Source organism: Streptomyces winkii (assembly GCF_032248595.1).
Taxonomy (GTDB): Bacteria; Actinomycetota; Actinomycetes; order Streptomycetales; family Streptomycetaceae; genus Streptomyces; species Streptomyces winkii.
The window spans coordinates 93,719-119,728 of sequence record NZ_JASTTH010000007.1 but is presented as its reverse complement, the minus strand read 5'-3'; the positions used below and the strand labels follow the sequence as shown (position 1 = coordinate 119,728).

Below are 26,010 nucleotides of genomic sequence, written 5' to 3'. Positions count from 1 at the left end.
GCGGGGGACGGGAGTTGCGGGAGTCGGCAGAAGCGGAAATGAAACAGCCCCGGTCCGAAGACCGGGGCTCTCTTGAATCGCTGTGCTTGGAGCGGACGACGAGGCTCGAACTCGCGACCTCAACCTTGGCAAGGTTGCGCTCTACCAACTGAGCTACGTCCGCGCGCTTCCACTCGGCTCCCTCGTCGGCTTCGCCGGGAGGTGGCCCCGTGGAAAGGTGCCCCCACTGTACCTGATCGTCTCCGATGCCGGATCCGGTGAGGACGAGAGCGGGTGACAGGAATCGCACACTGCGCCTCCCCCTTGGAAAGGGGGCGCTCTACTACTGAGCTACACCCGCGCGTTCCGCAAGGTTTCCCTCGCGGCGCGGGCCCGACTCTAGCGGATCAACCGGGGTCCGTGGCAAGTCGGGCCGCCCGGCCCGCGTACGGGCCGGGCGCGGGTGTCAACGGGAGGCGTTGAAGGCGTCGTAGACCTTCTTCGGGATGCGGCCGCGGGCGGGCACCTCGAAGCCGTTGGACTCGGCCCACGCGCGGACGGCGCGCGGGTCCGGCGCCACCGAGGTGCGGTGGTAGGCCTTGCCCGACTTGGCCCGCTTGCGGCCGGCTTCGACGAAGGGTGACAGGTCCTCACGCAGCTTCTTCGCGTTCTCGATGTTGAGGTCGACCTCGTACGACTTCCCGTCGAGCCCGAAGGAGACAGTTTCCGATGCTTCTCCGCCGTCCAGGTCGTCGGAGAGGGTGACCACTACGCGTTGTGCCACGGATATCGGACCTTCCATCAGGATCACGAAATGGATCACACGATTCTCCGCGCTGACATGGGGAGAAGCCCAGGAGGAGACGCGAGTGATCCGCGAGGATTGGGGGTGGGGCTTTTTCTTTTGTACAGCGGCGGGCTTTGCAATGTGAAGCGAGAGTATTTCGACTCGCGTGTCAGACCGCAATCGAGACCATACTTTTTTCACGGCATTTTTCCCAGAGCTCCGGGCGTGCTCATGCGGACGCAGTGCGGAGGAAAGCGCATACGGCGAGGCGGAGGGCGGGATATCAACGCGTATCAACGCGCGTAGATTCGCGGGCCCGGTAGGCTGGCGGACGCGTCGCTTCGCTGGCAGCACGCACCATCGCTCAGCACATCACCATCACCGGGAGTACCTGTGGCTCGCGTCGTAGTCGACGTCATGCTGAAGCCGGAGATCCTCGATCCGCAGGGACAGGCGGTGCAGCGAGCACTGCCGCGCCTCGGCTTCGACGGCATCGAGGGCGTACGCCAGGGCAAGCGCTTCGAACTGGAGGTGGCGGAACCCGTCACCGACGAGGCCGTGGCCCGCATTCACGAACTGGCGGGGACGTTCCTCGCGAACACCGTGATCGAGAACTACACCGTGCGCGTCGAAGAGGACGCCGAAGAGGGAGCCGCTGCGTGACCGGCGGTCTCGGACGCATCGGCGTCGTCACCTTTCCCGGATCGCTGGACGAGAGCGACGCCCGCCGGGCCGTCCGGCTCGCCGGCGGCGAGCCGGTCGAGCTCTGGCACCGCGAGGCGGATCTGCGCGGGGTGGACGCGGTCGTGCTGCCGGGCGGCTTCTCGTACGGCGACTATCTGCGCTGCGGTGCCATCGCCCGCTTCTCGCCCGTCATGGAGCCCCTGCTGGAGCAGGCCCGCGCCGGTCTGCCCGTGCTCGGCATCTGCAACGGCTTCCAGGTGCTCTGCGAGGCGCATCTGCTGCCCGGAGCGCTGACCCGCAACGACCATCTGCACTTCGTCTGCCGCGACCAGAGGCTGCGCGTCGAGCGGGCGGACACGGCCTGGACCGCCGACTACGCAGAGGGCCAGGAGATCACCGTCCCGCTCAAGAACGGCGAGGGCGGCTACGTCGCCGACGAGCGCACCCTCGACGCGCTGGAGGCCGAGGGCCGCGTCGTCTTCCGGTACCTCGGCGGCAACCCCAACGGCTCCCGCCGCGACATCGCGGGCATCTCCAACGAGGCCGGGAACGTGGTCGGCCTCATGCCGCACCCCGAGCACGCCGTCGAGACCCTCACCGGGCCGACGACCGACGGGCTGGGCTTCTTCACCTCGGTACTCAAGAGGCTGGTCACCGCATGACACCGTCCACCCGGTCCGCGCCGCGCACGGCCCTCGACACCGTCAAGCACGCCGAAGGCACCCCCGGCGCCGAGCAGCCCTGGGCCGAACTCGGCCTGAAGCAGGACGAGTACGAGCGCATCCGCGAGATCCTCGGCCGCCGCCCGACGGGGGCCGAGCTGGCCATGTACTCGGTGATGTGGTCGGAGCACTGCTCGTACAAGAGCAGCAAGGTGCATCTGAAGCAGTTCGGCGAGAAGGCCCCGGGACAGCAGGAGAACACGGCGATGCTCGTCGGCATCGGCGAGAACGCCGGAGTCGTCGACATCGGCCAGGACTACGCCGTCACCTTCAAGGTCGAGTCCCACAACCACCCCAGCTACGTCGAGCCGTACCAGGGAGCGGCCACGGGCGTCGGCGGCATCGTCCGCGACATCCTCGCGATGGGCGCCCGGCCGGTCGCCGTGATGGACCCGCTGCGCTTCGGCGCCGCCGACCACCCCGACACCAGGCGGGTGCTGCCCGGCGTCGTCGCCGGCATCGGCGGCTACGGCAACTGCCTCGGCCTGCCCAACATCGGCGGCGAGGCGGTCTTCGACCCCTGCTATCAGGGCAACCCCCTGGTCAACGCGCTGTGCGTCGGCGTGATGAAGCACGAGGACATCCACCTCGCGCAGGCCTCGGGCACCGGCAACAAGGTCGTCCTCTACGGGGCGCGCACGGGCGGCGACGGCATCGGCGGCGTATCGGTGCTGGCGTCCGAGACGTTCGAGGAGACCGACCCCGAGAAGGGCCCCGCGAAGCGGCCGGCGGTCCAGGTCGGGGACCCGTTCCAGGAGAAGCTCCTCATCGAGTGCACCCTGGAGATCTTCCGCGAGAAGCTGGTCGCCGGCATCCAGGACCTGGGCGGCGCCGGCCTGTCCTGCGCCACGTCCGAGCTGGCCAGCGCGGGCAGCGGCGGCATGCGCGTCGAGCTGGACACCGTGCCGCTGCGCGACTCCTCGCTCTCCCCCGAGGAGATCCTCATGAGCGAGTCGCAGGAGCGCATGTGCGCGGTGGTCGAGCCGGACAAGGTCGACCGCTTCCTGGAGATCTGCGAGAAGTGGGACGTCATCGCCACGGTCATCGGTGAGGTGACCGAGGGCGAGCGGCTGGAGATCTACTGGCACGGCGAGCAGATCGTCGACGTGCCTCCGCGGACGGTCGCGCACGAGGGGCCCGTCTACCACCGCCCGTACGAGCGCCCGCCCTGGCAGGACCGGTTGCAGGCGGACGACGCGGCGGCGCTGCCGCGGCCCGGGACCGGCGCCGAACTGCGCGCCGCCGCCCTCGCGTTGCTCTCCTCGCCCAACCAGGCGTCCAAGTCGTGGATCACCGATCAGTACGACCGCTACGTGCTCGGCAACACCGTGCTGGCACAGCCGGAGGACGGCGGCATGATCCGGGTCGACGAGGAGACGGGCCTCGGGGTCGCGGTCGCCACGGACGGCAACGGCCGCTACGCGAAGCTCGATCCGTACACGGGCGCGCAGCTCGCGCTGGCCGAGTCGTACCGGAACGTCGCGGCGACGGGGGCCCGTCCGCTCGCGGTCACCGACTGCCTCAACTTCGGCTCGCCGGAGGACCCTTCGGCCATGTGGCAGTTCGCCGAGGCGTGCCGCGGGCTCGCCGACGGCTGCCGCGCGCTGGGGACGCCGGTGACCGGCGGCAACGTCTCGCTCTACAACCAGACCGGCGAGGCGGCGATCCATCCGACGCCTGTCGTGGGCGTCCTCGGAGTCATCGACGACGTGAGCCGCCGCACGCCCATCGCCTTCGCCGAGGAGGGGCAACTGCTCTATCTGCTGGGCGAGACGCGCGAGGAGCTGGGCGGCTCCGCCTGGTCCCAGGTCGCGCACGGACACCTGGGCGGGCTGCCTCCGGCGGTCGACCTGGAGCGCGAGAGGCTGCTCGCGGAGATCCTGATCGCCGCCTCCCGGGACGGGATGATCGACGCCGCGCACGACCTGAGCGACGGCGGCCTGATCCAGGCGCTCGCCGAGTCCTGCCTCAAGGGCGGCAACGGTGCGCGCGTGGTCGTGCCGGACGGGCTGTCGCCGTTCGTCTTCCTCTTCTCCGAGTCACAGGGGCGCGCGCTCGTCGCCGTCCCGCGGAGCGAGGAGGTCCGCTTCAACGACATGTGCGGGGCGCGCGGGCTGCCGGCGGCGCGCATCGGTGTCGTGGACGGCGAAGAGATCGAGATCCAGGGCCAGTTCAGCGTGCCGCTGCGGGAGCTGCGCGAGGCGTACGAGGGCACGCTCCCGGCGCTGTTCGGCGCCGCGGCGGCTCCGGGGGCGCCGTCCCCGGACGGTCCTCAGGGCTGACGGCGGGTCCGCCGCGGTCACGGCCTGACCGCGGCGGCTCGTACGGCGGCCGTCAGCGGTTCGGCGCGAGCCGGATCATGTTCCAGGAGACCGGTGCCAGCACCGCCTCCAGCTCGCCCTCCCCGTTCACGGCCGTGCCCTGCACGGTCTGCGGCGTGACGCGGTCCGGTTCGGCCTCCGTGTTGGCCGCGTCCGGGTCGGAGTCGGCGATCGCGACGTGCTCGACGACGCGGTACGGCTCGCCCAGCCCCCGAAGCGCCGCCCGCAGGCCCAGGCTCTCCTCCTGGCCGCGGTTGATGGTCAGCACCGTCAGCTCGCCGGTCTCCTCGTCCAGCGTGGTGACCGCGTCGAGCGCCTGTACGGGCCCGTGCTTGGGCGTTTCGACGACCGGACCGGAGACCTCCGTGCGCAGCACCGTCCCGCGGGCGTGCCGTGCCGTCAGCGCGAAGGGGTGGAAGGTGGTCTGCCGCCAGCTGGGGCCGCCCGGCTCGGTGCGTATCGGGCCGATGACGTTGACGAGTTGGGCGAGGCAGGCGATGGCCACCCGGTCCGCGTGACGCAGCAGCGTGATCAGCAGGGAGCCGACGACGGCCGCGTCCGTGACGCTGTACGTGTCCTCGATCAGCCGCGGCTGCTCCTGGAGCGGAAGCGCGCGCTCGCCCGGGAAGCGGGACTGGTACCAGACGTTCCACTCGTCGAAGGAGAGGTCGATCCGCTTCGTGGAACGGCGCACCGCCCGCACATGGTCGGCGGTGGAGACGATGTCGGAGATGTAGGCGTCCATCTGGGCGCCGCTCGCGAGGAAGCTGGCCCGGTCGCCGCCGGTCTCCTCGTAGTAGGCGTGCAGGGAGAGGTAGTCGACCTCGTCGTAGGTCTCGTGCAGGACCTCGCGTTCCCACTCGCCGAACGTCGGCATCCGCGCGTTCGAACTGCCGCACACCACAAGCTCGATGGAGGGATCGACCTGGTGCATCGCCTTGCCGGCGGTGGCCGCCAGGCGCCCGTACTCCGTAGCCGTCTTGTGGCCCGTCTGCCAGGGTCCGTCCATCTCGTTGCCCAGGCACCACAGCCGCACGCCGTGCGGCTCGCGTGCGCCGTGCTTGACGCGCAGGTCCGACCACGCGGTGCCGCCGGGGACGTTGCAGTACTCGACGAGGGCTCGGGCCGCGTCGATGCCGCGCGTTCCGAGGTTGACGGCCATCATCGGCTCGACGCCCTGCCGCCGGGCCCAGCCGAGGAACTCGTCGGTGCCGACTTGGTTCGTCTCGATGCTGCGCCAGGCCAGGTCGAGGCGGCGCGGGCGGTCGGCGGCCGGGCCGACGCCGTCCTCCCAGTGGTAGCCGGAGACGAAGTTGCCGCCGGGGTAGCGCACGAGGCCCGTGCCCAGTTCGCGCACGAGCCCGGCAACGTCGCCGCGGAAGCCGTGCTCGTCGGCGGTGTCGTGGCCGGGTTCGTAGATGCCCGTGTAGACGCATCGGCCCATGTGCTCGACGAACGTCCCGTACAGCCGCGGGTCCACGGTGCCGAGTGCGAAGTCGGGGTCGATGGTGAAGCGGGCCGTTCCGGCGGGCTGGTCGGTCATTCGATGAGGTGCCCTTCTGGAGTCTGGGAAGCTCGTACGGTCACAAGCAGGCGGCCTGCGGCGTCACTTGATGCCGGTGCCCGCGATGCCCTCGACGATCCGGCGCTGGAAGAAGAGGAAGACGGTGAGCAGCGGCAGCGCGCCGAGCACCGCCGAGGCCATGAGCTGGCCCTGCGGCAGTCCGAACGCGTCCTGTACGGAGTTCAGGCCGACGGGAAGCGTCATCATCTGCGGGTCCGTCACCGCGAGGAGCGGCCAGAGGAAGTTGTTCCAGGACCAGACGAAGACGAAGATCGTCACGGCGGAGATCGCCGGACGGGACAGCGGCATCACGATCTGCCAGTAGATCCGCAGCCAGGTGGCGCCGTCCGCCCGCGCCGCATCCGTCAGTTCGACGGGGATGCCGTCGAAGAACTGCTTGAAGACGAAGACCGAGACGACGTTCGGCACCTGCGGCAGGATCACCGCCCAGTAGGTGTTGAGCATCCCCGTGGCCTGCAACGTCAGGAACTGCGGAATCATCAGCAGCTGGGGCGGGATCATGACCCCGGCGAGGATGATCAGGAAGACGGGCCGGCGGTACCGGAACTTCAGCCGGGACAGCGCGAACGCCGCCAGCGACGTGGTGCACACGGCCAGCAGCGTCGTCAGCGTGGAGGTGATGAAGCTGTTCAGGTACCAGTACTGGATCCGCCCGGCCGCGAGGAGTTCCTGGTACGAGGAGAGCGTCGGGTTGTCCGCGAGCCACGAGGTCGGATTCGTCGCGATGTCGTTGGTCGGTCGCAGGGAGGTGGCCACGGCCCAGGCGATCGGCACCAGCCACAGCAGCGCCAGGGCGATCAGCACACCGAGCGTGACCCGGTTGAACAGCTGCTCGGAATCGGCGCGGTGCCGGGGCTTCGAGGGGGCGGCTTCGCCGGTACGGGGTGCCGCGGGGGAGAGCGTCGCCATCGTGCTCAACCCTCCTTCTCGGTGCGCCGGATCAGGGCGAACCAGACGAGTGAGATCAGCAGGATGATGACGAAGAGCAGCAGCGCGACGGTCGAGGCGTATCCGGCGCGGCCGTCCGTGAACCCGGTCTGGAAGATGTACAGCAGCGAGGGCCTGGTGGCGTCGTCGGGCCCGCCGTTCGTCATCATGTAGATCTGGTCGAACACCTTGAGAGACGCGACCAGTTGGAGCACCGCCACCAGCGTGGTCGCGCGCCCGAGCATCGGGACGACCACGAGCAGGATCCGCTGCCAGGGCCCCGCGCCGTCGATCGCGGCGGCCTCGTGCACGTCGCGGGGTATCTCCTGCAACGCGGCCAGGTAGATCACGAAGTTGAAGCCGATCGTCCACCAGATCGTCGCGGCGGCGATCGAGAGCATCGCCCAGTCCGGACTGCCCAGCCACGACGGCGGCGCCTCCACGCCGAACCACTTGACCACGCCTTGCGCCAGCCCGATCTGGTCCGCGTAGATCCACATGAAGAGCAGCGCGATCACCGAGGACGGCAGCATGAACGGGGCGAAGAACGCCAGCCTGAAGAACCACTTGCCGCGCGAGAAGCGGTCCGTCATCAGGGCCAGCGTCAGCGCGAGCAGCATCAGCGGCACGGTCGTCAGCACCGTGAACCACAGCGTGTGGCCCAGGCTGGACCAGAACTCCGGAGAGCTGAGCGCCTCCGCGTAGTTCGCGGTCCCGACCCACTCGCCGGGGCCGTCCTTGACCAAGCTGTCGTTGAAGAAGCCCGCGACCGCCGTGTAGAGCAGGGGTCCCAGCAGGAAGAGCACGTAGAAGACGCCGAAGGGCAGCAGCATCCCGGAGGCGGTCCAGCGGGTGGCCGCCGTCATGTCCCTGGCAGTACGCGGGCCGGTCGCGGTGCTCATACGGGTGCCTCCATCCCTGCGAGGTCCTTCGCGGCCGAGAGCATGCGTGCTGCGCCGGGGGCCGGGCGGGTGTGGCCGCCCACGACGGACGTGATGACGTCACTGAAGCGCCGGTAGAGGTTGCTGTCGGCGCCGGAGTACCAGGCGGCCGGGTCGTACGCCGCTCCGTCGGCGGCCTCCGCGTAGTGCGCCTGCGGCTCCAGCCGGTGGTAGGCACCGGAGCGCGCCGTCGGCTGCCATGCGGGGATGTGGCCGCCCTTGGCCCAGTCGAGGCTGGCGTCGAGCATCGAGCGGGCGAACTCCAATGCCTTGTCCGCCCGTTGGGCCCCCTCGGAGGGTGCCTTCGGCAGGATGAAGGCGTGCGAGTCCGCGGCGCACGCGTACGGGGCATCGCGGAAGATCCGCGGGAAGGTGCGTATGTCGAACTTGTCCTTCACCGCCCCCTGCACGGCGAGCAGTTGCCACTCGCCGTCCATCAGGAAGCCGGCCTTGCCGGAGGTCAGCAGCGTGATCGCGCCGCCGTCGCCGTCGGCGCCCGGTGGAATGAGCTTCTCGGCGGCCATGCGCCGGATGTAGGCGAGCACTTCCTCGGCCGCGCCGACGTCCATGACCACCTTCCGGCCGCCGTCGGTGACGAGGTCGGCGCCGAGCTGCCGGTAGAGGGACCAGAAGAGCCGCCAGCAGGTGGCGGGGTCCTTGACGGTCGCGATGGAGCCGCCCCAGACGCCGGTCACTTCCTTCGCGGCCCGCATCGCGTCGAGGAATTTGTCCGGCCCGTCGACGTCCACCAGCTTCCCGTCGCCGTCCAGCAGCCCGGCCTTCTTCGCGACGTCGGTGCGGTAGTAGAGGACGAAGGGGTGGGTGTCCAGCGGCAGCGCGTAGAGCTTGCCCTCGTGCTGCGCCGAACGGAAGGCGCCCTTGGCGAACCGGCCGCCGGACAGGCCGTGTTCGTCGAGTTCGGAGCCGGAGATCTCCCGCAGCAGTCCGGACGCGGCGAGCGTGGGCAGCCTGGACACGTGGGTGATCGCCACCTGCGGCGGACGCCCGCCGAGCGTCGCCAGGGTCAGCTTGGTGTAGTACGGGGCGCCCCAGACCAGCGTCGTCGACTTCAGGTCGGTGCCGGGGTTGCGCTTCCGGTACTCGCTCTGCATCGAGACCAGCTGTGCGCCGTCCCCACCGGTGAAGGGATGCCAGAAGTCGAGCTGCGAGGCCGGGCCCGCCGCCCCGGTGAAGGCCTGCCCGACTGCGGAGCTGCAGCCGCTGAGGGCCCCGGCGGCCGTGAGGGAACCGACCGCGCCGAGGAACCTCCTCCTGCCGTGCATGCGCACCACGCCCATTCAGCGTCGCGGGATCTGTTCGAAATATCGTGCAACGTACGGGATTTCGATTGGAAGATAGCGAGTCTGTTGGGTCACGGCAATGCCCGTGACGTACGGGATCAACATGGGTGCGGCCACGGTCAGGCCGGTCGGCAGCCGCCTGTCAGGGCATCCGGGAACCGCTGTTCCAACGTTGTACTCAGGGCGTAATCTGACGTCAACACATCGGACGGATCTTTTCGTCCGCACGGGGCGGGCCGAGCTAAGGGCGGGCGGCAGCAGCCCGTTCGAGGGGAGCGGAATTGGCCGGGACGAGACTCAAGGACGTCGCGGAGCGGGCGGGCGTCTCGATCAAGACGGTCTCTAACGTTGTACGAGGCAATGTGCGCGTCGCCGAGCCCACCCGCCAGCGGGTCCTGAGCGCCATCGACGAGCTCGACTACCGGCCCAACGTCTCGGCCCGCCATCTGCGTACGGGCCGCAGCGGCGTCATCGCCCTCGCCGTGCCGGAGCTCGTCCAGCCCTACTTCGCCGAGCTGGCCAAGGCCGTCATCGACGCCGCCCGCGAGCACGACGTGTCCGTCCTGATCGACGACACCGGCGGCGATCCGGCGGCCGAACTCCGCGTCGCCTGCGGCCTGTCCGACCCGCTGATCGACGGCGTGCTCCTCTCGCCGCAGCGCCTCGACCAGGCCACGCTCGCACGGCGCGAGCGCCGCGTCCCGCTCGTCCTTCTCGGCGAGCGCGACTACGAAGTGCCCGCCGACCACGTGCTGATCGACAACGTCCTCGCCGCCCAGGAGGCCACGGCCCATCTGATCGCGGGCGGCCGGCGCCGCATCGCCGCCGTCGGCTTCCAGTCCGACCCGCTGAAAACCACCTCGCAGCAGCGGGCCCGCGGCTACCTCCGGGCCCTCGCCGCCGCCGGGCTCCCGCACGAGCCGGAGCTCACGCCCCTCGTGCCCGCCTTCACCCGTCCCGACGGGATGGCCGCGATGCGCGGGCTGCTCGCGCTCCCCGAGCCGCCGGACGCGGTCTTCTGCTTCTCCGACCTGCTCGCCTCCGGCGTCGTACGGGCCGTGCACGACGCGGGCCGCAGCGTGCCCCGCGACGTCGCGGTGATCGGCTTCGACGACATCGAGGAGACGCGCTTCTCCGTCCCCTCGCTGACCACCGTCGCCCCCGACAAGGGCCAGGTCGCGCAACTCGCGGTGCAGGCGCTGCTCGCGCGGATCGCGGGCGACCCGGAGGCGCCGCACACGACGCTGCACGCGGCGCACCGGCTGGTCGTACGGGAGAGCACGGCGTAGGGGGACGGCGGAAGCCGGGGCGGCGCGGGAGCTGCGCCTCGGGAGCTGAGCCTCGGGAGCGGGAGGGCCTGAGCCCGGGGCCGCGCGGAGCCCGGGCCCGGGGCCGCGCACGTGGGCGCACCAGCCGTCCGTCCAGCCTCTAACCTCTTGACCATGCCGTCCGCCAAACGCAGCAAAGCCCCAGCACGACGCAGCTACGACCCCGCCCGCGTCCGGCAGGCGCTCATCGGCCAGGTCGAGGCCGTCACCGCCGCCGCTCACGCGCTGACCGCCGAGCAGTGCGCACGCCCCTCGGGGCTCCCGGGGTGGGACGTGCACCGGCTGCTCGTCCACATCGCGCTTCAGATCGACGCGGTGCCGCGCCATCTCGCCGGCCCCGAGTCCAAGGCCGCGGCACCCGAAGCGGACTTGACGGCGTGGGCGCTGTCCACCCGCACCGGCGCGGCCGAACTGGACAGGGAGACGCGCGAGGAGGCCGAGCGCGCTACCGCCGGCGGCGCCGCCCGCATCGACGAGGCTGTCGCGCAGCTGGAGCCCGTACTGGAGTCGGCCGTACGGGGCGACCTGCTCATCCCGCACGGCGCCGGAGCGATGCGGATGCTCGACTTCACGGTGACGCGGCTCGTCGAACTCGTCGTCCACAGCGATGACTTGGCACGCGCCACCGGCGACGCCGTCACCTTCGACCGGCAGGCGCTCGCCGCCACGGTACGGGTGCTCACGGACACGCTCGCCGTGAAGGCGCCGGGAGCCTCGGTCGAGGTGCGGGTGCCGCCCTTCGCCGTCGTTCAGTGCGTGGAGGGGCCGCGGCACACGCGCGGCACGCCCCCCAACGTCGTCGAGACCGACCCGCTCACCTGGATCCGCCTCGCGACCGGACGGATCGGCTGGGAGCAGGCACGCGAGGCCGCGGCGGTCTCCGCGAGCGGCGAACGCGCCGACCTCAGCGGCCTGTTGCCCCTGATGGGCTGAGGCTGAGCGCGGCATCCGCCGCCCCGCCGAACCACCGGGCGGTGGCGGCCCGGAGCCCCTCGCGCTCGCCCGCGCCGGGACGAGCCGACGACGAAGCCCAGGCGAGATAGCAGTCCGGGCGCAGCAGCATGGCGGTGACCGGAGCAGCCCCGGCGTCGCCGTCGGCGTTCAACGGCCTTGCGGCGAGGGCGTCCACGCGGTCGCCCCACGCCCGTATTTCGTCGGCGAGGAGGGCGCCCTCGGTCAGATCCAGCAGCAGGGGCCGGGCGTTCCGCGTCAGCTCCGCGAGGCGTACGGGGCCGTCACCGGCGTCCACGACGACGTCGGGTGCCCAGGTGCCGGTCAGCGGGTGCGCCTCATGGGCGTCTCCGCCTCCCATGTCGTAGCGGACGTCGGCTCCCGCCATCATCTCCGCGATGTGCCGGATGTTGCCCGGGTCCTCCAGCAGCTCCATGAACAGCTCGCGCAGCGCCGTGACTTGACCGCCCGGAGCGATCAGCGCCTGCTGCGCCTGCGTGTGCATCACGACCCGCTCGGCCACCGGACGCCGTTCGGCCTCGTAACTGTCCAGCAGCCCGTGCGGCGCCCGGCCGCGCACCTCGGCGGCGAGCTTCCAGCCCAGGTTCACCGCGTCCTGAAGGCCCAGATTGAGCCCGGGCCCGCCTATCGCGGAGTGCACGTGCGCGGCGTCCCCGACGAGCAGCACGCGGCCGGAGCGGAACCGGTCCGCGAGCCTCGTGTTGCCGCCCTCGATGCGGCGCAGCAGATGCGGGCCCTCGCCCTCGGGCGGGCCGAGCGGCAGGTCGGCGCCGAGCACGCGGCGCACGCTCGCCCGCATCTCCTCCAGCGTCATCGGGCCGCCGCGGTCGCCGTCCCCGAAGTCGCCGTCGCCGCCGCCGTCGTCGTCCCATTCGGTGGTGTGCACCATCGCCGGGCGCCCCGGGAAGGCCGCGTACGCGAACAGCCCATGATCGGTGCGGTGGTGCATGAACGGCGGCACCGGCCCGTGCCCGGGTACGTTCAGCCCGCCCGTCGCCGGGTCGGTCATTGAGGACGGCACCGTGACGTGCGCCGAGCGGGAGACCGTGTCGTCCCTGGTCACGCCCGGGAAGCCGATACCGGCCAGCTTGCGCGTGACGCTGCGCCCGCCGTCGGCGCCCACGAGATAGCGCGCACGTACCCGGTACGCCCCGGCGGGCCCCGCGACATCCGCGACGGCCCCGCCGCCGTCCCGCTTCCCGTCTCCGTCTCCGTCCCCGTCTCCGTCGTCCCGCTCCTCGCTCTGCGAGAGCCCGGTGAGCTCGTGCCCGCGGCGGATCTCGACCCCCAGCTCCAAGGCCCGCTCCTCCAGCACCTGCTCGATGCGCAGTTGCGGCACCCCCAGCCCGTACAGCGGATTCCGCTCCAGCCTGCTCAGCTCCAGCGGCATCGCGCCGAACACGAACCGCGGACTGGGCCGGGGCGGCTCGGGGCTGCCGCTCAGGCGCTCGTGCAGACCGCGGCGGTCGAGCATCACGGCCACCCGGCCGACGAGGCCGTTGGCCCGGTTCTCCCGCGTGCGCTCCGGCAGACGCTCCAGCACGAGCGGCCGCACACCGGCGAGACTCAACTCACACGCGAGCATCAGCCCGTTGGGCCCGGCTCCGGCGATCACGACGTCGAACGCGTCGGCAGTCATGGACGACCTTCCTCCTGATCGGGTTCGGGCAGCCCCGCGGCGAGCTGCTGGAGCGCGTCGCGCAGCAGGGACGAGAAGGACTCGGACGCCCCGGGGACGAGATACCGCTCCATGACCACACGGATCGCACCGCCGACGGCCGCCGCGACGAGCCCCGGATACAGGTCCCGTCCCACGTCGGTGCCCGTACGCTCCGCGACCGCGGCCGCGAGCTCGGCCTCCGCCGCCGAATCGGCCTTGAGGAACTCGCCCTGCAACGCCGGCTCGGCGAGCATCAGGCGCAGCCCCGCCGTCCACTGCTCGTCCGGCGGGCGCTCCCCGCCGCCCTCCTGCCCCAGCGCGAACCGGGCCAGCGCCGCGTTGACGACCGCGTCCCACAGCGGCTCGGAGTCGGGGCGGGCGCGCAACTCCTCCGCGATCCGGTGCGCGCGCTCGACATGACGGGCGGCGACGGCCTCGGCCTTGCTGGAGAAGTAGTTGTTGAAGGTGCGCGGGGAGACGCCGGCCTCGGCGGCGATGTCCTCGATCCGTACGTTCCCCAGCCCCCGCTCGACGGCGAGACGTACGGCGGCCCAGCTCAGCGCGGTGCGGGTCTCGTGCTTCTTGCGCTCCCGCAGCCCGCCGCCTCGCCCCGCCTCTCCGGTGTCCATGCGCCGACCGTAAGCAATTCTTGCGTGACGCGCAAATATGCGTTCCTCGCAAAAATCAACCGCCGCTCGTCCCTCCCACCGCCCGGCATCGCCGACTTCCGGCCACGGCACGTCATCCCATTCGTCCCCCTGAGCCTTCAGGGCCCGACGAGCCCCCAGGTGTCCCCGATTCGGAGCAACGCGCCTCCTGTCCTAGACTCGTCCACGTGCCACGTGGTGACGGACGACTAAGTCACGACCTGCTCCCCGCAGAGAAGGGCCCCCAGGACGCCTGCGGCGTCTTCGGCGTCTGGGCCCCCGGGGAAGAGGTCGCGAAGCTGACGTATTTCGGTCTGTACGCGTTGCAGCACCGCGGCCAGGAGTCGGCGGGCATCGCGGTCAGCAACGGCTCCCAGATCCTGGTCTTCAAGGACATGGGCCTCGTCTCTCAGGTCTTCGACGAGACCTCCCTCGGCTCGCTGCGCGGCCACATCGCCGTCGGCCACGCCCGCTACTCGACGACGGGCGCATCCGTGTGGGAGAACGCCCAGCCCACCTTCCGCGCCACCGGCCACGGTTCGATCGCGCTCGGCCACAACGGCAATCTGGTCAACACCGTCGAGCTGGCGGAGCTGGTCGCCGAGCGGTCGACGGAGAACAGCGGCCGAGCCACCCGGGTCGCCGCCACCAACGACACCGACCTGGTCACGGCCCTGCTGGCGGGCCAGACCGACGAGGACGGCACGCCGCTCACCGTCGAACAGGCCGCCCCCGTCGTCCTCCCCCAGGTCAAGGGCGCCTTCTCGTTCGTCTTCATGGACGAGCACACGCTCTACGCCGCCCGCGACGCCCAGGGCGTGCGCCCCCTCGTCCTCGGACGGCTGGAGCGCGGCTGGGTCGTCGCGAGCGAGACCTCGGCGCTGGACATCGTCGGCGCGAGCTTCATCCGCGAGGTCGAGCCGGGCGAGATGATCGCCGTCGACGAGGACGGTCTGCGCTCCACGCGATTCGCTGAAGCGAAGCCGAAGGGCTGCGTCTTCGAGTACGTCTACCTGGCACGTCCCGACACGGACATCGCCGGGCGGAACGTTTACCTCTCCCGCGTCGAGATGGGCCGCAAGCTCGCCGCCGAGGCGCCCGCCGAGGCCGACCTCGTCATAGCGACCCCCGAGTCCGGAACCCCCGCGGCGATCGGCTACGCCGAGGCCAGCGGCATCCCGTACGGCAGCGGCCTGGTCAAGAACAGCTATGTGGGCCGTACGTTCATCCAGCCGAGCCAGACGATCCGCCAACTCGGCATCCGTCTGAAGCTCAACCCGCTCAAGGAAGTCATCAGCGGCAAGCGACTCGTCGTCGTGGACGACTCCATCGTCCGCGGCAACACCCAGCGCGCCCTGGTACGCATGCTGCGCGAGGCGGGCGCGGCCGAGGTCCACGTGCGGATCTCCTCGCCGCCCATCAAGTGGCCGTGCTTCTTCGGCATCGACTTCGCCAACCGCGCCGAGCTGATCGCGAACGGGCTCAGCGTCGAGGAGATCGGCAAGTCGCTGGGTGCCGACTCCCTCGCGTACATCTCCCTCGACGGGATGACCGAGGCCACCACGATCGCCAAGCCGCAGCTGTGCCGCGCCTGCTTCGACGGCGAGTACCCGATGCCGCTGCCCGACCCCGAGCTGCTGGGCAAGCACCTCCGCGAGCCGGAAGCCCCCGGCGGCGGCACGGGCGGAGCGGCGCGCAGCACCGAGCAGCCCTCCGTGCCCGACGTCGACGGGGTCGGAACGCTCACCGCCGGCGTCGGCGGCACCGACGCGCTGCGACGCCCCTAGCCGGCCGGTCCCCGTCCCCGCCCCGCCGACTCCCGTCCGCATGCCCGCCCGACGATCCGAGAGAGCCGACGCCATGCCTGCCGAGCCTGCTGAATCCTCCGGCGCGACCTACGCGGCCGCCGGCGTCGACATCGAGGCGGGCGACCGCGCCGTCCAGCTCATGAAGGAGTGGGTGAGGAAGGCCCGGCGCCCCGAGTCGGTCGGCGCGCTCGGCGGCTTCGCCGGGCTCTTCGACGCCTCCGCGCTCAAGCGGTACGAGCGGCCCCTGCTGGCCTCGGCCACCGACGGAGTCGGCACCAAGGTCGCCGTCGCGCAGCGCATGGACCGGCACGACACCATCGGCCACGACCTGGTGGCGATGGTCGTCGACGACCTGGTGGTCTGCGGCGCCGAGCCCCTCTTCATGACCGACTACGTCTGCGTCGGCAAGGTCGTCCCGGAGCGCGTCGCCCAGATCGTCAAGGGCATCGCCGAGGGCTGCGTGCTCGCGGGCTGCGCCCTCGTCGGCGGCGAGACCGCCGAGCACCCGGGCCTGCTCGGCCCCGACGAGTACGACGTCGCGGGCGCCGGTACGGGCGTCGTCGAGGCCGACGCCGTGCTGGGCCCGGATCGCATCCGTACGGGGGACGCCGTGATCGCGATGGCATCCTCCGGTCTTCACTCGAACGGGTACTCGCTGGTGAGGCACGTGCTCTTCGAGCGCGCCGGCTGGGCCCTGGAGAGGGACGTGCCGGAGTTCGGCCGCACTCTCGGCGAGGAGCTGCTGGAGCCCACCAGGATCTACTCCCTGGACTGCCTCGCCCTGACCCGTACGACAGAGGTGCACGCCTTCTCGCACATCACCGGCGGCGGGCTCGCCGGCAACCTCGCGCGCGTGGTACCGGAGGAGCTGCACGCACGCGTCGACCGCGGGACGTGGGCGCCCGGGGCGGTCTTCGACCTGGTCGGGCGGGCCGGCGACGTCGCGCGCCCCGAACTGGAGAGCGCGCTGAACATGGGCGTCGGCATGGTCGCCGTCGTGCCGGAGGAGTCGGCCGACGCGGCCCTCGCCACCCTCGCCGACCGGGGAGTGGACGCCTGGGTCGCGGGGGAGATCACCGAGCGCGCGGCGGGCGGCGAGCCCGTGACGCTCACCGGGGACTATGCGCGCTGATCCGCGCACCCGCGCCCGACGCGGGCGGACGGTGCCGCAGATGCCAGGCCTGCCGCAGGGCCCTGGAACAGCACAGAACCCGGTCCGGCTTGCGCCGGACCGGGCAGGGATCTGTGGACGTCAGCCCCGGCGCCGGTGCGCCGAAGAATCGGAGGACTCGCCTTCGTCCTCCTCGTCGTTGTACACGTCCGCGTACTGTGCGTACGGGTCGTCGTCACGCTCATCGTCCTCGAAGCGGTCGCCGTTCGGCGGCTCGCTCGACGTCGATGCGCCCAGCTCCTCAGCCAGGCGCGTCAGGTCAGTCCCACCGCTGTTGTACTTCAGCTGGCGGGCGACCTTCGTCTGCTTGGCCTTGGCCCGGCCGCGCCCCATGGCTCGACCCCCTCAACGACGGGGCTCGACGGCCCCAGAGTCTTGACACGCGTTCACAATTCAGAGCGGACCCTCGAAGGAGAGACCGGCCCGTAGGGCTCCAACGGTACCTGCTTCCGCGGCCGTACGGTACGCCGCCCGCACGACACGACCGCCGGCAGGCGCCGGCGGTGGCTCTCTCTTCGCTGGTCAGCTCTCATTTTACCGTGCGTCCGAGTGTCGACCCGCCGAGGGGTCCCGCGGAAGGGGCCCGACCGGATCAGCCGTGTGTTTCCTGCCCGTTGACCCGGCCGTCGTCGACCCTCCGTCTCCGGCCTAGCCGTCCTCGCCGTCCGCGGCGCCGGATCCGCCGGCCATCCGCATCTCGGCGATGCGGTCCGCGGCGGCCGCCGGCGGTACGCCGTCCGTCGCCGCACGCTCGAAGATCGAGAGCGTGGTGTCGAAGATCTTTGCAGCCTTTGCTTTGGCACGTGCGAAGTCGAAGCCCAGGAGCTCGTCCGCGACTTGGATCACGCCGCCCGCGTTCACGACGTAGTCCGGCGCGTAGAGGATCCCGCGGTCGGCGAGGTCCTTCTCCACACCGGGGTGCGCCAGCTGGTTGTTGGCCGCTCCGCACACCGCCTTGGCCGTCAGTGCCGGGACGGTCCGGTCGTCGAGGGCGCCGCCCAGGGCACAGGGAGCGTAGACGTCCAGGCCCTCGAACCCCACCAGCGCCGCGGTGTCCGCGACCGCCTCGACCTCCGGGCGCGCGGCGCGTACGCGCTCGACGGCCTCGGGCCGCACGTCCGTGACCACCACGCGCGCGCCGTCCTCCAGCAGGTGCTCCACGAGGTGGTGGCCGACCTTGCCGACTCCGGCGATGCCGACCGTACGGCCGCGGAGGGTCGGTTCTCCCCACAGGTGCTGCGCGCTCGCGCGCATGCCCTGGAAGACGCCGAAGGCCGTGAGCACGGAGGAGTCGCCGGCGCCGCCCTGCTCGGGCGAGCGGCCGGTCGTCCAGGGGCACTCGCGGGCGACGACGTCCATGTCCTGCACGTACGTACCGACGTCGCAGGCCGTGACGTAGCGGCCGCCCAGCGATGCGACGAAGCGCCCGTACGCGAGGAGCAGTTCCTCCGTCTTGGTCTTCTCCGGGTCGCCGATGATCACGGCCTTGCCGCCGCCGTGCGGGAGGCCCGCCATCGCGTTCTTGTAGGACATGCCCCGCGAGAGGTTCAGCGCGTCCAGCAGCGCGGCCTCCTCGGGCTGCTCCTCCCCGGCGTAGGGGTGGAACCTCGTGCCGCCCAGGCCCGGGCCGAGGGCGGTGGAGTGGAGGGCGATCACTGCCTTCAGGCCGCTCGCGCGGTCCTGGCACAGCACGACTTGCTCGTGTCCGCCCTGCTCGGACCGGAAGAGGGTCCGCAGAATCCCTGTGCCGCTCGCTCCGTCGGCGCTGATGGTGGGCGCCGTCGAGTGCTGCGGGGAGGGACGTACGTCAGCCACGGTGGTGACTCCTGATGTCGCGGTTGTACGCCCTCGTCGTCGCCGTCCGTGCTTGTGGCGCGGAGCGGCGGGGAGGGCCGGTCGACAGCAGGGTACGACCTGCGCGCGGCCGCATCGTTGCGGTGCCACGATCGGTGGTAGTCAACTGTCCTTCGGGGCACGCCCGGCAGGGCGCGGCCGCATCGGGGACTTGTCGGAACTCTGGAGGAAAACGCGTGGGTCAGCAGGCGTCGGTCATCGTTCCGTACGCGGCGTATCTGCGGGTGTACGAGCCGCTGGCCGCGTTTCCGGAACCGGAGCGCGCGCACTGGGTGCGGTATGCCAAGCGCGACCGGGTGCCCACCGCACAGGACGAGTTGCGGCGCTCGCTGGCCGATCTGCTGCCCGTGCCGCCCGTGGCCGTACCCGTGCGCGAGAGCGCGGACGCCTTCGTGGCCGAGGTGGACGGCGTCGTCTGCGTCTGCCCGTGGCGGACCAGGCTGCGCGGCTGGCAGGCGCTTGCGGCGCTGTCGCAGGCGGCCGGCGAACAGGAGGTGGCGATGCCGCAGACGGTGCTCGACGCGGCGGTGCCGCCCGTCGTGCGCCGGCAGGCCGCCGCGGACTATGAGCGCTGGTTGACGCGCAATCCCGACGCCCGCCCGTGGATCCGTACGGCGCTGTGGCACGTGCCCGTGCGCTGGTTCGTTCTTTTTTCTTCGGAAGAGAAAGAGTTTGCGAAGCCCGGAACGGGTGAGGAGAGCGTTCAGCAGTTCGTCCTCCGCTATCGCACCCCGATGGTCCAGGCGAGGCGCCGTCTCGCCCGCGGTCTGAAGGTTCTCCGCGAGGAGTTGGAGGAGGGGCCGCTCGTCGACGGCCTGGTCGACGTGGGCAGATGGCTGGAGGAATTCCATCCGCGGTCTCTCGTCGAACTGGACTACGGCGGTCTGGCGCACGCGATCCCTGAGGAGCAGCTTGCCGACGACGATTCCGCCGCCGATGTGGCGGAGGGCATCGCGGCACTGCGCGCAGGGGACGGGGAGCGGGCCGGCGTCGCCTACGAGCGGCTCACGGACCGCTGGCGGGCTGTGAGAGAACTACAGTTCGCCAACTGACTACGCGGGTTCGGTCCGTGGGGTTCACGTTCGTGGTTGTGTTCGTGAACTGAACGCGGACGGGGGCCTACGGGGTTTGCGCGTCACGGACCTCCAGGACCAAGGTCCCGAAAGGGGCCAAAGCCTCAAGCGTGACGGACAGCACTTTCCGGGGCCTTGCTCTCAGAGCCGTCCCTCGTGTCAAAATAGGACAAGGAGTTCGACGGGGGCTCCATCCATCCAACTATGGTCGGAAAGATCGGTATTGCCCACCTTGGTGGGGCTGGTGCTGCTTGGTCACCCTGTGACTGATCGTCACGGCGGGGTGACTGTCCGCTATGGGGCGGTCCATCGGCTTCCGTCGAGGTTCAACACCTCAGAGGGCAATTCCATCGGTTTGGCCGACGTGGCTGGACAGATGGTGTAGTTGTAGTGCCGAGGACAAGCCGTTCGTCCTATAACCGACTCGGCTCGCGTACGTCCATATCGGGCAACGCGGGCCAAGGTGCAGAATTTTAGGAAAGAACCGTATGGTTCGGTTCCTTCGAGGAGGCCGCTCATGACCGCTCGCACCCCTGATGCCGAGCCGCTGTTGACCCCGGCTGAGGTTGCCACGATGTTCCGCGTGGACCCGAAGACGGTCACACGCTGGGCAAAAGCCGGCAAGCTCACGTCGATCCGCACGCTCGGTGGTCATCGCCGCTACCGCGAGGCGGAGGTGCGCGCACTGCTGGCGGGCATCCCGCAGCAGCGCAGCGAGGTTTGATCAGGCGAAATAACTGCATATCCGGGCGCATTCGGGGCCCTCACTCCGGATCGGCGCCCAAGGCAACAGACATCAGGTCGCTGTCCCCAACGGCGCTTGATCGTTGATCGCGCTGGACTCCGCCGGGTCCGGCGCGATCTTTTTGTGTCAGGGCCTGCCGTGTTCGGACTGGCCGTGTCCGGACTGGTCGAGGGCTTGCGCATCCGGGCATGCGGAGTGGGTGTGCGGAGCGAGTGTGCCGGGTGAGCGGCCTGGGCCGGCCGGTGCCCGACTGGGGCCCGTGGCGGGGGAGTTGGGGGTGTCCCTACGTCTCCTGCAGGCCGCGCCAGAGGGCAAGGGGGCGTAGTGCAATTGCACATATTAAATTGGCGCGTGGTGAGAAGGGCGTAAGTTCCGCCACATCCGGAACCGAATCGGTGACTCCCGTCACATCTGCTGCCGGTTGTGGAGAACGCTCATTCTGGGGTACAGGAGTTCCGCTCGTCAGCCGGGTGCCACCGGCTTCACAGCTCATCACCGAACGCCCTTATCCGGAACCGGTGTTGACTAGTTGGACGCAGAGACGCGCCGCTGTCCCTCGGTCCGCTCCGCGGGCTCGTCCGCCGCGTGCTCCATCGCCAGGCGCAGCAGCCTGTGGCAGACGGGACAGTGGCGGGTCACATGCCGGTAGCGGGTGGCGGCCGCCAGGTGCGCCCTCAGGAGCGCCCGCGTCTCATGCCGCCGAGGGCCACGCGGAGTTGTCCCCATTGATGCCCCACCTCCCAATACGAGAAGTACCGACGGGACGGTTTGGCGTCAAGGCGTACCGGGACGGCAGGGGACGCATCCGGCCGAAGGTGCTGAGAGCGCCTGAGAGCGCCTGAGAGGGCCCGGACGGTTCCCTGACGCTGTGTCAGGCCCGCGTCTGGCCCCGAGCCGTCAGGACGCCGCTCAGGGGCCTTCAGCCGGTACGGCGGCGGAGCAGTCCGGGGCCGTACGACAGGGGGTGAAACGGCAGGGCTGTACGGAACGGGCCGTACGACAGCGGAAAGCCCGCCCCCAGAGCGGGGACGGGCTGCTCACCCGGCTGGTGCTTCTTCCGGGCCTCTGCTTCTGATCTTCTGCGGTCCTGACGGGATTTGAACCCGCGGCCTCCACCTTGACAGGGTGGCGAGCACTCCAAACTGCTCCACAGGACCTCGCGACGAACGCCCGGCGGGCGGGCGCGGAACGAGACTCTACAGGAGCCCGGTAAGCGGCGCGAACTCACGTTGTGCGACGCCTTCGTCACTCCGCACTCGCTTCGCAACTGCCCCACGCGGCCCTCATGCAACGGGCGCGCGCTCACGGTGCCGCCGCGTCCACCGCCTTCACGATGCGCTTGTCCGAGACCGGGTAGGCGGTGCCCAGCGCGTGGGCGAAGTAGCTGACGCGGAGCTCCTCGATCATCCAGCGGATGTCCAGAGCCGCCTGCGGCACGGGCCGCCCGGGGGGGAACTGCTCGAGCAGCCACAGGTATTCGTCCTGCATCTCCTTGACCTTGGCCATCCGGGTGCGGTCGCGCTCCGCGTTGTTCGGCATCTGCTGGAGGCGGCGGTCCGCGGCGACGAGATAGCGCAGCAGATCGGAGAGGCGTGCCGCGCCGTGGCGCGTGACGAAGCCGGGGCAGACGAGCGCGGCCAGCTGCTGCCGTACGTCCTCGGCCGACTCGGCGAGGGCCGGGCTCGTGACGCCGCGCAGCCGCTGCTCGCAGGAGTGCCAGGCGGCGAGCACTTCCTGCACCTGCTTGACCGTCTTCAGCGTGACGTCGACCAGGTCCGTGCGTACGGCGTCGAAGAGCTTGCGGAAGGGCTCCTCGTCCCACGCGGGGCCGCCGTGCGCCGCGACGAGGCGGTCTGCGGCTGCCGTCACGCAGTCCTCGAAGAGGGCCTGCACGCTGCCGTGCGGGGAGCGGGAGAGCGCGAGCTTCTGCGGGTTGGACAGCTTCGACGCGGCGAACTTGGCCGGGTCGGAAGGGATGTTGAGCAGAATCAGCCGACGCGTGCCGCGCCACATGGCCTGCTGCTGCTCGGCCTCCGTGTCGAAGAGACGAACGGAGACCGAGTCGCCGTCGTCGACCAGCGCCGGATAGGCCTTCACGGGCTGGCCGCCCCGCCTGGTCTCGAAGACGCGGGGGAGGGAGCCGAGAGTCCAGTCGGTCAGGCCCGTACGGGAGGAGAGCGCGGGAGTCGTGTCCTCGGAGCCGGCGGCCGGGCCCGCAGCCGGCGACGACGCGGCGGCGCCCGCCGCATCGGCGGGCCGCTCCCCCGCCTTCTTCCGCTGGGCTCGCTCGGACGACTCGAAGGCACGGGCGATGGCGGCCTGCGTCTTGTCCCGCAGCCGGTGCTGGAGCTCTTCCAGATCCTTGGACTCGGCGAGCGTGCGGCGGCGTTCGTCCGTCACACGGAAGGTGATCTTGAGGTGGTCGGGGACCTTCGAGAGGTCGAAGTCGCCCGCCTCGAAGGGCACTCCGACCATGCCCCGCAGTTCGCGGGCGAGCACGGTGGTCAGCGGCTCGGGCCCGGGTGCGGCGGTACGCAGGAAGCGCGAGGCGAAGTCCGGCGCCGGTACGTAGTGCCGCCGGACGGCCTTGGGCAGCGAGCGGATCAGCTCGGTGACGAGGCTGTGGCGCAGGCCCGGGATCTGCCAGTCGAAGCCCTCCGCGGGCGCGATCTGGTTGAGGACCTGCAATGGCACGTGGACGGTCACGCCGTCCGCGTCCGTGCCGGGCTCGAACTGGTAGGTGACCCGCAGCGTGAGCTGCCCCTGCTGCCACACGTCCGGGTAGTCGCTGCGGCTGATCTCCTCCGCCTGCTCGTTGATGAGCATCGACTTCTCGAAGTTGAGCAGGTCGGGGTCGTCGCGGCGCTGCTTCTTCCACCAGGAGTCGAAGTGGGCGCCGGAGACGACGTGTTCGGGGACGCGCTCGTCGTAGAACTCGTACAGCGTCTCGTCGTCCACGAGGATGTCGCGGCGGCGCGCGCGGTGTTCCAGCTCCTCGACCTCGTCGAGGAGTTTGCGATTGTCATGGAAGAAACGGTGGTCCGTACGCCAGTCGCCCTCGACCAGGGCGTGCCGGATGAACAGATCGCGGGAGGTCTCGGGGTCGATGCGCCCGTAGTTCACCTTGCGCTGGGCGACGAGCGGAACGCCGTACAGCGTCACGCGTTCGTACGCGACCACTGACGCCTGCTTCTGCTCCCAGTGCGGCTCGCTGTACGTGCGCTTGACCAGGTGCTCGGCGAGCGGCTCGATCCACTCCGGCTCGATCTTGGCGTTGACGCGGGCCCACAGCCGCGACGTCTCCACCAGCTCGGCGGACATCAGCCAGCGCGGCTGCTTCCTGAAGAGCGAGGAGCCGGGGAAGACCGCGAACTTGGCGTTGCGCGCGCCCAGATACTCGTTCTTCTCGGTGTCCTTGAGACCGACGTGGGAGAGGAGGCCGGCCAGCAGCGACTGGTGCACCGCGTCGGCGGAGGCCTCCCGCGAGGACGGGGCCGGCATGATGCCCATCGCCTTGGCGACCTGGCGCAGCTGCGCGTAGATGTCCTGCCACTCGCGTATACGCAGGTAGTTGAGGAACTCCGCCTTGCACATGCGGCGGAACGCCGAGGAGGACAGCTCCTTCTGCCGCTCGCGCACGTAACGCCACAGGTTGAGGAGGGCGAGGAAGTCGCTGCCCTCCTCGCGGAAACGGGCGTGCTGCTGATCGGCCTGCTGCTGCTTGTCCGACGGGCGTTCGCGGGGGTCCTGGATGGACAGGGCGGCGACGATCACCATCACCTCGCGTACGCACCCGTTCCGCTCCGCCTCCAGCACCATGCGGGCCAGCCGGGGGTCGACGGGGAGCTGCGCGAGTTTGCGGCCGGTGGCGGTGAGGCGGGTCCTGCCGTCCGCCTCCTTCCCCTTCGCCTTCCCCTTCGTCTTCGCCGTCGGGCCGGAGCTGCCGGAGGTGCTGAACGCGTGGAGCTCCTCCAGGAGTTGGACGCCGGCCTTGATGCTGCGGTGGTCCGGCGGATCGATGAAGGGGAACTTCTCGATGTCGCCGAGGCCGGCCGCGGTCATCTGGAGGATGACGGACGCGAGGTTCGTACGAAGGATCTCGGCGTCGGTGAACTCGGGGCGCGCGAGGAAGTCGTCCTCCGAGTAGAGCCGGATGCAGATGCCGTCGGACGTACGGCCGCAGCGGCCCTTGCGCTGGTTGGCGCTCGCCTGGCTGACGGGCTCGATGGGCAGCCGCTGGACCTTGGTGCGGTGGCTGTAGCGCGAGATGCGGGCGGTGCCCGGGTCCACGACGTACTTGATGCCCGGGACGGTGAGGGAGGTCTCCGCGACGTTCGTGGCAAGGACGACCCGGCGGCCCGAGTGGCTCTGGAAGACGCGGTGCTGCTCGCCGTGCGAGAGGCGGGCGTACAGCGGGAGGATCTCGGTGGCGGCCACGGCGGCTGTGCCGGCCCGTACGAGGCGTTTCTCCAGCGCGTCAGCCGTGTCCCGGATCTCGCGCTCACCGGAGAGGAAGACGAGGATGTCGCCCGGGCCCTCGGCCTGGAGCTCGTCCACCGCGTCGCAGATCGCCGTCGTCTGGTCGCGGTCCTTCTCTTCGGAGTCTGCTTCGAGGAGCGGCCTGTAGCGCACTTCCACCGGATACGTACGGCCGCTGACCTCGACGATCGGCGCGTCGCCGAAGTGCCGTGAGAAGCGCTCCGGGTCGATCGTCGCCGAGGTGATGACGACCTTCAACTCGGGGCGTCTGGGCAGCAGCTGGGCGAGATAGCCGAGCAGGAAGTCGATGTTGAGGCTTCGCTCGTGCGCCTCGTCGATGATGATCGTGTCGTACTGGCGCAGCTCGCGGTCCTGCTGGATCTCGGCGAGCAGGATGCCGTCCGTCATCAGCTTGACCAGGGTGTTCTCCCCCACTTGGTCGGTGAAGCGGACCTTCCAGCCGACCGCCTCGCCCAGCGGCGACTTCAGCTCGTCTGCGACGCGCTCCGCGACCGTACGGGCCGCGAGGCGGCGCGGCTGGGTGTGGCCGATGACGCCGTGGATGCCGCGGCCCAGCTCCATGCAGATCTTCGGGATCTGCGTCGTCTTGCCGGAGCCCGTCTCGCCCGCGACGATCACGACCTGGTGGTCCCGTATCGCCTCCAGGATCTCGTCCTTCTTCCGGCTGACCGGCAGCTGCTGCGGATACGAGATGGACGGCAGCGACTCGCGGCGCGCCGCCACCCTCAGCTCGGAGTCGTCCATGGCCGCGGAGATCTCCGCGAGCACGGCGGCGCGCGCCTCGGGCTTGCGGATCCTGCGTGCGCCGTCGAGGCGGCGCCCGAGCCGCGTGCGGTCGCGCAGCATCAGCTCGGGAAGGCGCGCGCCGAGCGCGTCGAAGGACGGGGAAGGGGACGTGGAAGTCGGCATACGGGCTCCAGGATCGCACTTCACTGAATCCACCGGCCAACGGATTCCCCGCCGTACGCACCGCGGGGCGGCCGGCGCCCGGGAAGCAGATGAAGC

Annotated in this window: 20 protein-coding genes and 3 tRNA genes; 9 read left to right on the top strand and 14 right to left on the bottom strand. The window is 70.6% G+C overall.

The features are described 5' to 3' along the window. Positions 1-87 precede the first annotated feature (87 nt). The 3 genes from QQM67_RS21965 to QQM67_RS21955 all read right to left on the bottom strand — a co-directional run bounded on the left by QQM67_RS21965 (position 88) and on the right by QQM67_RS21955 (position 763). A tRNA-Gly gene (locus QQM67_RS21965) sits at positions 88-163 on the bottom strand. Positions 164-268: 105 nt separating this feature from the next. Continuing rightward, positions 269-340 (bottom strand) — tRNA-Gly (locus QQM67_RS21960). A gap of 105 nt (positions 341-445) precedes the next feature. Then, entirely contained in the window at positions 446-763 is a 318-nt protein-coding gene (locus QQM67_RS21955) for a histone-like nucleoid-structuring protein Lsr2 (RefSeq protein ID WP_314175735.1), read from the bottom strand. 396 nt (positions 764-1,159) lie between these two features. On the opposite strand from QQM67_RS21955, the gene purS reads away from it, so the two are divergent. From purS to purL, 3 genes are read left to right on the top strand one after another with little or no spacing between them, the layout of a single operon-like run. After that, positions 1,160-1,429 (top strand): phosphoribosylformylglycinamidine synthase subunit PurS, encoded by a 270-nt coding sequence (purS, locus tag QQM67_RS21950; protein ID WP_314175734.1) that lies wholly within the window; start codon positions 1,160-1,162, stop codon positions 1,427-1,429. After that, positions 1,426-2,112 carry a phosphoribosylformylglycinamidine synthase subunit PurQ gene (purQ, locus tag QQM67_RS21945; RefSeq protein ID WP_314175733.1) on the top strand — a complete coding sequence of 229 codons (687 nt, stop codon included), beginning with the start codon at positions 1,426-1,428 and terminating at the stop codon, positions 2,110-2,112. The genes purS and purQ overlap by 4 nt, the downstream gene beginning before the upstream one ends. After that, positions 2,109-4,454, top strand: a complete 2,346-nt coding sequence (gene purL / locus QQM67_RS21940) for a phosphoribosylformylglycinamidine synthase subunit PurL (RefSeq protein ID WP_314175732.1) — start codon at positions 2,109-2,111, stop codon at positions 4,452-4,454. Before purQ ends, purL begins: the two co-directional genes overlap by 4 nt. A 52-nt stretch (positions 4,455-4,506) precedes the next feature. Here the strand turns inward: purL and arfA are convergent, their stop codons facing one another. From arfA to QQM67_RS21920, 4 genes are all read right to left on the bottom strand, one after another. Further along, entirely contained in the window at positions 4,507-6,036 is a 1,530-nt protein-coding gene (gene arfA / locus QQM67_RS21935) for an arabinosylfuranosidase ArfA (RefSeq protein ID WP_314175731.1), read from the bottom strand. 63 nt (positions 6,037-6,099) lie between these two features. Continuing rightward, complete coding sequence (locus QQM67_RS21930; RefSeq protein WP_314175730.1) at positions 6,100-6,987, bottom strand: carbohydrate ABC transporter permease; 888 nt, start codon at positions 6,985-6,987, stop codon at positions 6,100-6,102. A gap of 5 nt (positions 6,988-6,992) precedes the next feature. Beyond that, a complete protein-coding gene (locus tag QQM67_RS21925) occupies positions 6,993-7,907 on the bottom strand; it encodes a carbohydrate ABC transporter permease (protein ID WP_314175729.1) in 915 nt (304 codons plus the stop codon). Next, positions 7,904-9,229, bottom strand: coding sequence for an extracellular solute-binding protein (locus QQM67_RS21920; protein ID WP_314176175.1), 1,326 nt, complete (start codon positions 9,227-9,229; stop codon positions 7,904-7,906). Before QQM67_RS21920 ends, QQM67_RS21925 begins: the two co-directional genes overlap by 4 nt. A 299-nt stretch (positions 9,230-9,528) precedes the next feature. Between QQM67_RS21920 and QQM67_RS21915 the strand changes: the two genes are divergently transcribed. Further along, on the top strand, positions 9,529-10,536 hold the full coding sequence (locus tag QQM67_RS21915; RefSeq protein ID WP_314175728.1) for a LacI family DNA-binding transcriptional regulator: 1,008 nt from the start codon (positions 9,529-9,531) through the stop codon (positions 10,534-10,536). A 153-nt stretch (positions 10,537-10,689) separates the two neighbouring features. After that, positions 10,690-11,508 (top strand): maleylpyruvate isomerase family mycothiol-dependent enzyme, encoded by an 819-nt coding sequence (locus QQM67_RS21910; RefSeq protein WP_314175727.1) that lies wholly within the window; start codon positions 10,690-10,692, stop codon positions 11,506-11,508. On the opposite strand, the gene QQM67_RS21905 is transcribed toward QQM67_RS21910, so the two are convergent. Beyond that, a complete protein-coding gene (locus tag QQM67_RS21905) occupies positions 11,480-13,186 on the bottom strand; it encodes an FAD-dependent monooxygenase (RefSeq protein ID WP_314175726.1) in 1,707 nt (568 codons plus the stop codon). The genes QQM67_RS21910 and QQM67_RS21905 overlap by 29 nt on opposite strands. Next, entirely contained in the window at positions 13,183-13,836 is a 654-nt protein-coding gene (locus QQM67_RS21900) for a TetR/AcrR family transcriptional regulator (RefSeq protein WP_314175725.1), read from the bottom strand. Before QQM67_RS21900 ends, QQM67_RS21905 begins: the two co-directional genes overlap by 4 nt. 206 nt (positions 13,837-14,042) lie before the next feature. Here QQM67_RS21900 and purF point away from each other — a divergent pair, with 206 nt between their 5' ends. Together purF and purM are read left to right on the top strand one after the other, a co-directional pair. Continuing rightward, a complete protein-coding gene (gene purF / locus QQM67_RS21895; RefSeq protein WP_314175724.1) occupies positions 14,043-15,641 on the top strand; it encodes an amidophosphoribosyltransferase in 1,599 nt (532 codons plus the stop codon). A gap of 73 nt (positions 15,642-15,714) precedes the next feature. Further along, on the top strand, positions 15,715-16,794 hold the full coding sequence (gene purM, locus QQM67_RS21890) for a phosphoribosylformylglycinamidine cyclo-ligase (protein ID WP_314175723.1): 1,080 nt from the start codon (positions 15,715-15,717) through the stop codon (positions 16,792-16,794). Positions 16,795-16,914: 120 nt separating this feature from the next. Here the strand turns inward: purM and QQM67_RS21885 are convergent, their stop codons facing one another. Further along, entirely contained in the window at positions 16,915-17,166 is a 252-nt protein-coding gene (locus tag QQM67_RS21885) for a DUF3073 domain-containing protein (protein ID WP_314175722.1), read from the bottom strand. 315 nt (positions 17,167-17,481) lie between these two features. Next, entirely contained in the window at positions 17,482-18,603 is a 1,122-nt protein-coding gene (locus tag QQM67_RS21880; protein WP_314176174.1) for a Leu/Phe/Val dehydrogenase, read from the bottom strand. A gap of 260 nt (positions 18,604-18,863) precedes the next feature. On the opposite strand from QQM67_RS21880, the gene QQM67_RS21875 reads away from it, so the two are divergent. Both QQM67_RS21875 and bldC read left to right on the top strand, forming a co-directional pair. After that, entirely contained in the window at positions 18,864-19,739 is an 876-nt protein-coding gene (locus tag QQM67_RS21875; protein ID WP_314175721.1) for a hypothetical protein, read from the top strand. Positions 19,740-20,277: 538 nt separating this feature from the next. Next, the gene (gene bldC / locus QQM67_RS21870; RefSeq protein ID WP_027749187.1) at positions 20,278-20,484 is read left to right on the top strand and encodes a developmental transcriptional regulator BldC; all 207 of its coding nucleotides are present in this window, start codon (positions 20,278-20,280) and stop codon (positions 20,482-20,484) included. A 546-nt stretch (positions 20,485-21,030) separates the two neighbouring features. Here bldC and QQM67_RS21865 read toward each other — a convergent pair. From QQM67_RS21865 to hrpA, 3 genes are all read right to left on the bottom strand, one after another. Continuing rightward, on the bottom strand, positions 21,031-21,231 hold the full coding sequence (locus tag QQM67_RS21865; protein WP_314175720.1) for a DUF6274 family protein: 201 nt from the start codon (positions 21,229-21,231) through the stop codon (positions 21,031-21,033). Positions 21,232-21,587: 356 nt separating this feature from the next. Then, a tRNA-Asp gene (locus QQM67_RS21860) sits at positions 21,588-21,662 on the bottom strand. A gap of 145 nt (positions 21,663-21,807) precedes the next feature. After that, the gene (gene hrpA, locus QQM67_RS21855; RefSeq protein WP_314175719.1) at positions 21,808-25,914 is read right to left on the bottom strand and encodes an ATP-dependent RNA helicase HrpA; all 4,107 of its coding nucleotides are present in this window, start codon (positions 25,912-25,914) and stop codon (positions 21,808-21,810) included. Positions 25,915-26,010: the final 96 nt, after the last annotated feature.

Coding starts and splice junctions, on each gene's coding strand:
- purL (WP_314175732.1), top strand. CDS start 2,109: ATGACACCGTCCACCCGGTCCGCGCCGCGCACGGCCCTCGACACCGTC.
- arfA (WP_314175731.1), bottom strand. CDS start 6,036: ATGACCGACCAGCCCGCCGGAACGGCCCGCTTCACCATCGACCCCGAC.
- QQM67_RS21930 (WP_314175730.1), bottom strand. CDS start 6,987: ATGGCGACGCTCTCCCCCGCGGCACCCCGTACCGGCGAAGCCGCCCCC.
- QQM67_RS21925 (WP_314175729.1), bottom strand. CDS start 7,907: ATGAGCACCGCGACCGGCCCGCGTACTGCCAGGGACATGACGGCGGCC.
- QQM67_RS21920 (WP_314176175.1), bottom strand. CDS start 9,229: ATGCACGGCAGGAGGAGGTTCCTCGGCGCGGTCGGTTCCCTCACGGCC.
- QQM67_RS21910 (WP_314175727.1), top strand. CDS start 10,690: ATGCCGTCCGCCAAACGCAGCAAAGCCCCAGCACGACGCAGCTACGAC.
- QQM67_RS21905 (WP_314175726.1), bottom strand. CDS start 13,186: ATGACTGCCGACGCGTTCGACGTCGTGATCGCCGGAGCCGGGCCCAAC.
- QQM67_RS21900 (WP_314175725.1), bottom strand. CDS start 13,836: ATGGACACCGGAGAGGCGGGGCGAGGCGGCGGGCTGCGGGAGCGCAAG.
- purM (WP_314175723.1), top strand. CDS start 15,715: ATGCCTGCCGAGCCTGCTGAATCCTCCGGCGCGACCTACGCGGCCGCC.
- QQM67_RS21885 (WP_314175722.1), bottom strand. CDS start 17,166: ATGGGGCGCGGCCGGGCCAAGGCCAAGCAGACGAAGGTCGCCCGCCAG.
- bldC (WP_027749187.1), top strand. CDS start 20,278: ATGACCGCTCGCACCCCTGATGCCGAGCCGCTGTTGACCCCGGCTGAG.
- QQM67_RS21865 (WP_314175720.1), bottom strand. CDS start 21,231: ATGGGGACAACTCCGCGTGGCCCTCGGCGGCATGAGACGCGGGCGCTC.
- hrpA (WP_314175719.1), bottom strand. CDS start 25,914: ATGCCGACTTCCACGTCCCCTTCCCCGTCCTTCGACGCGCTCGGCGCG.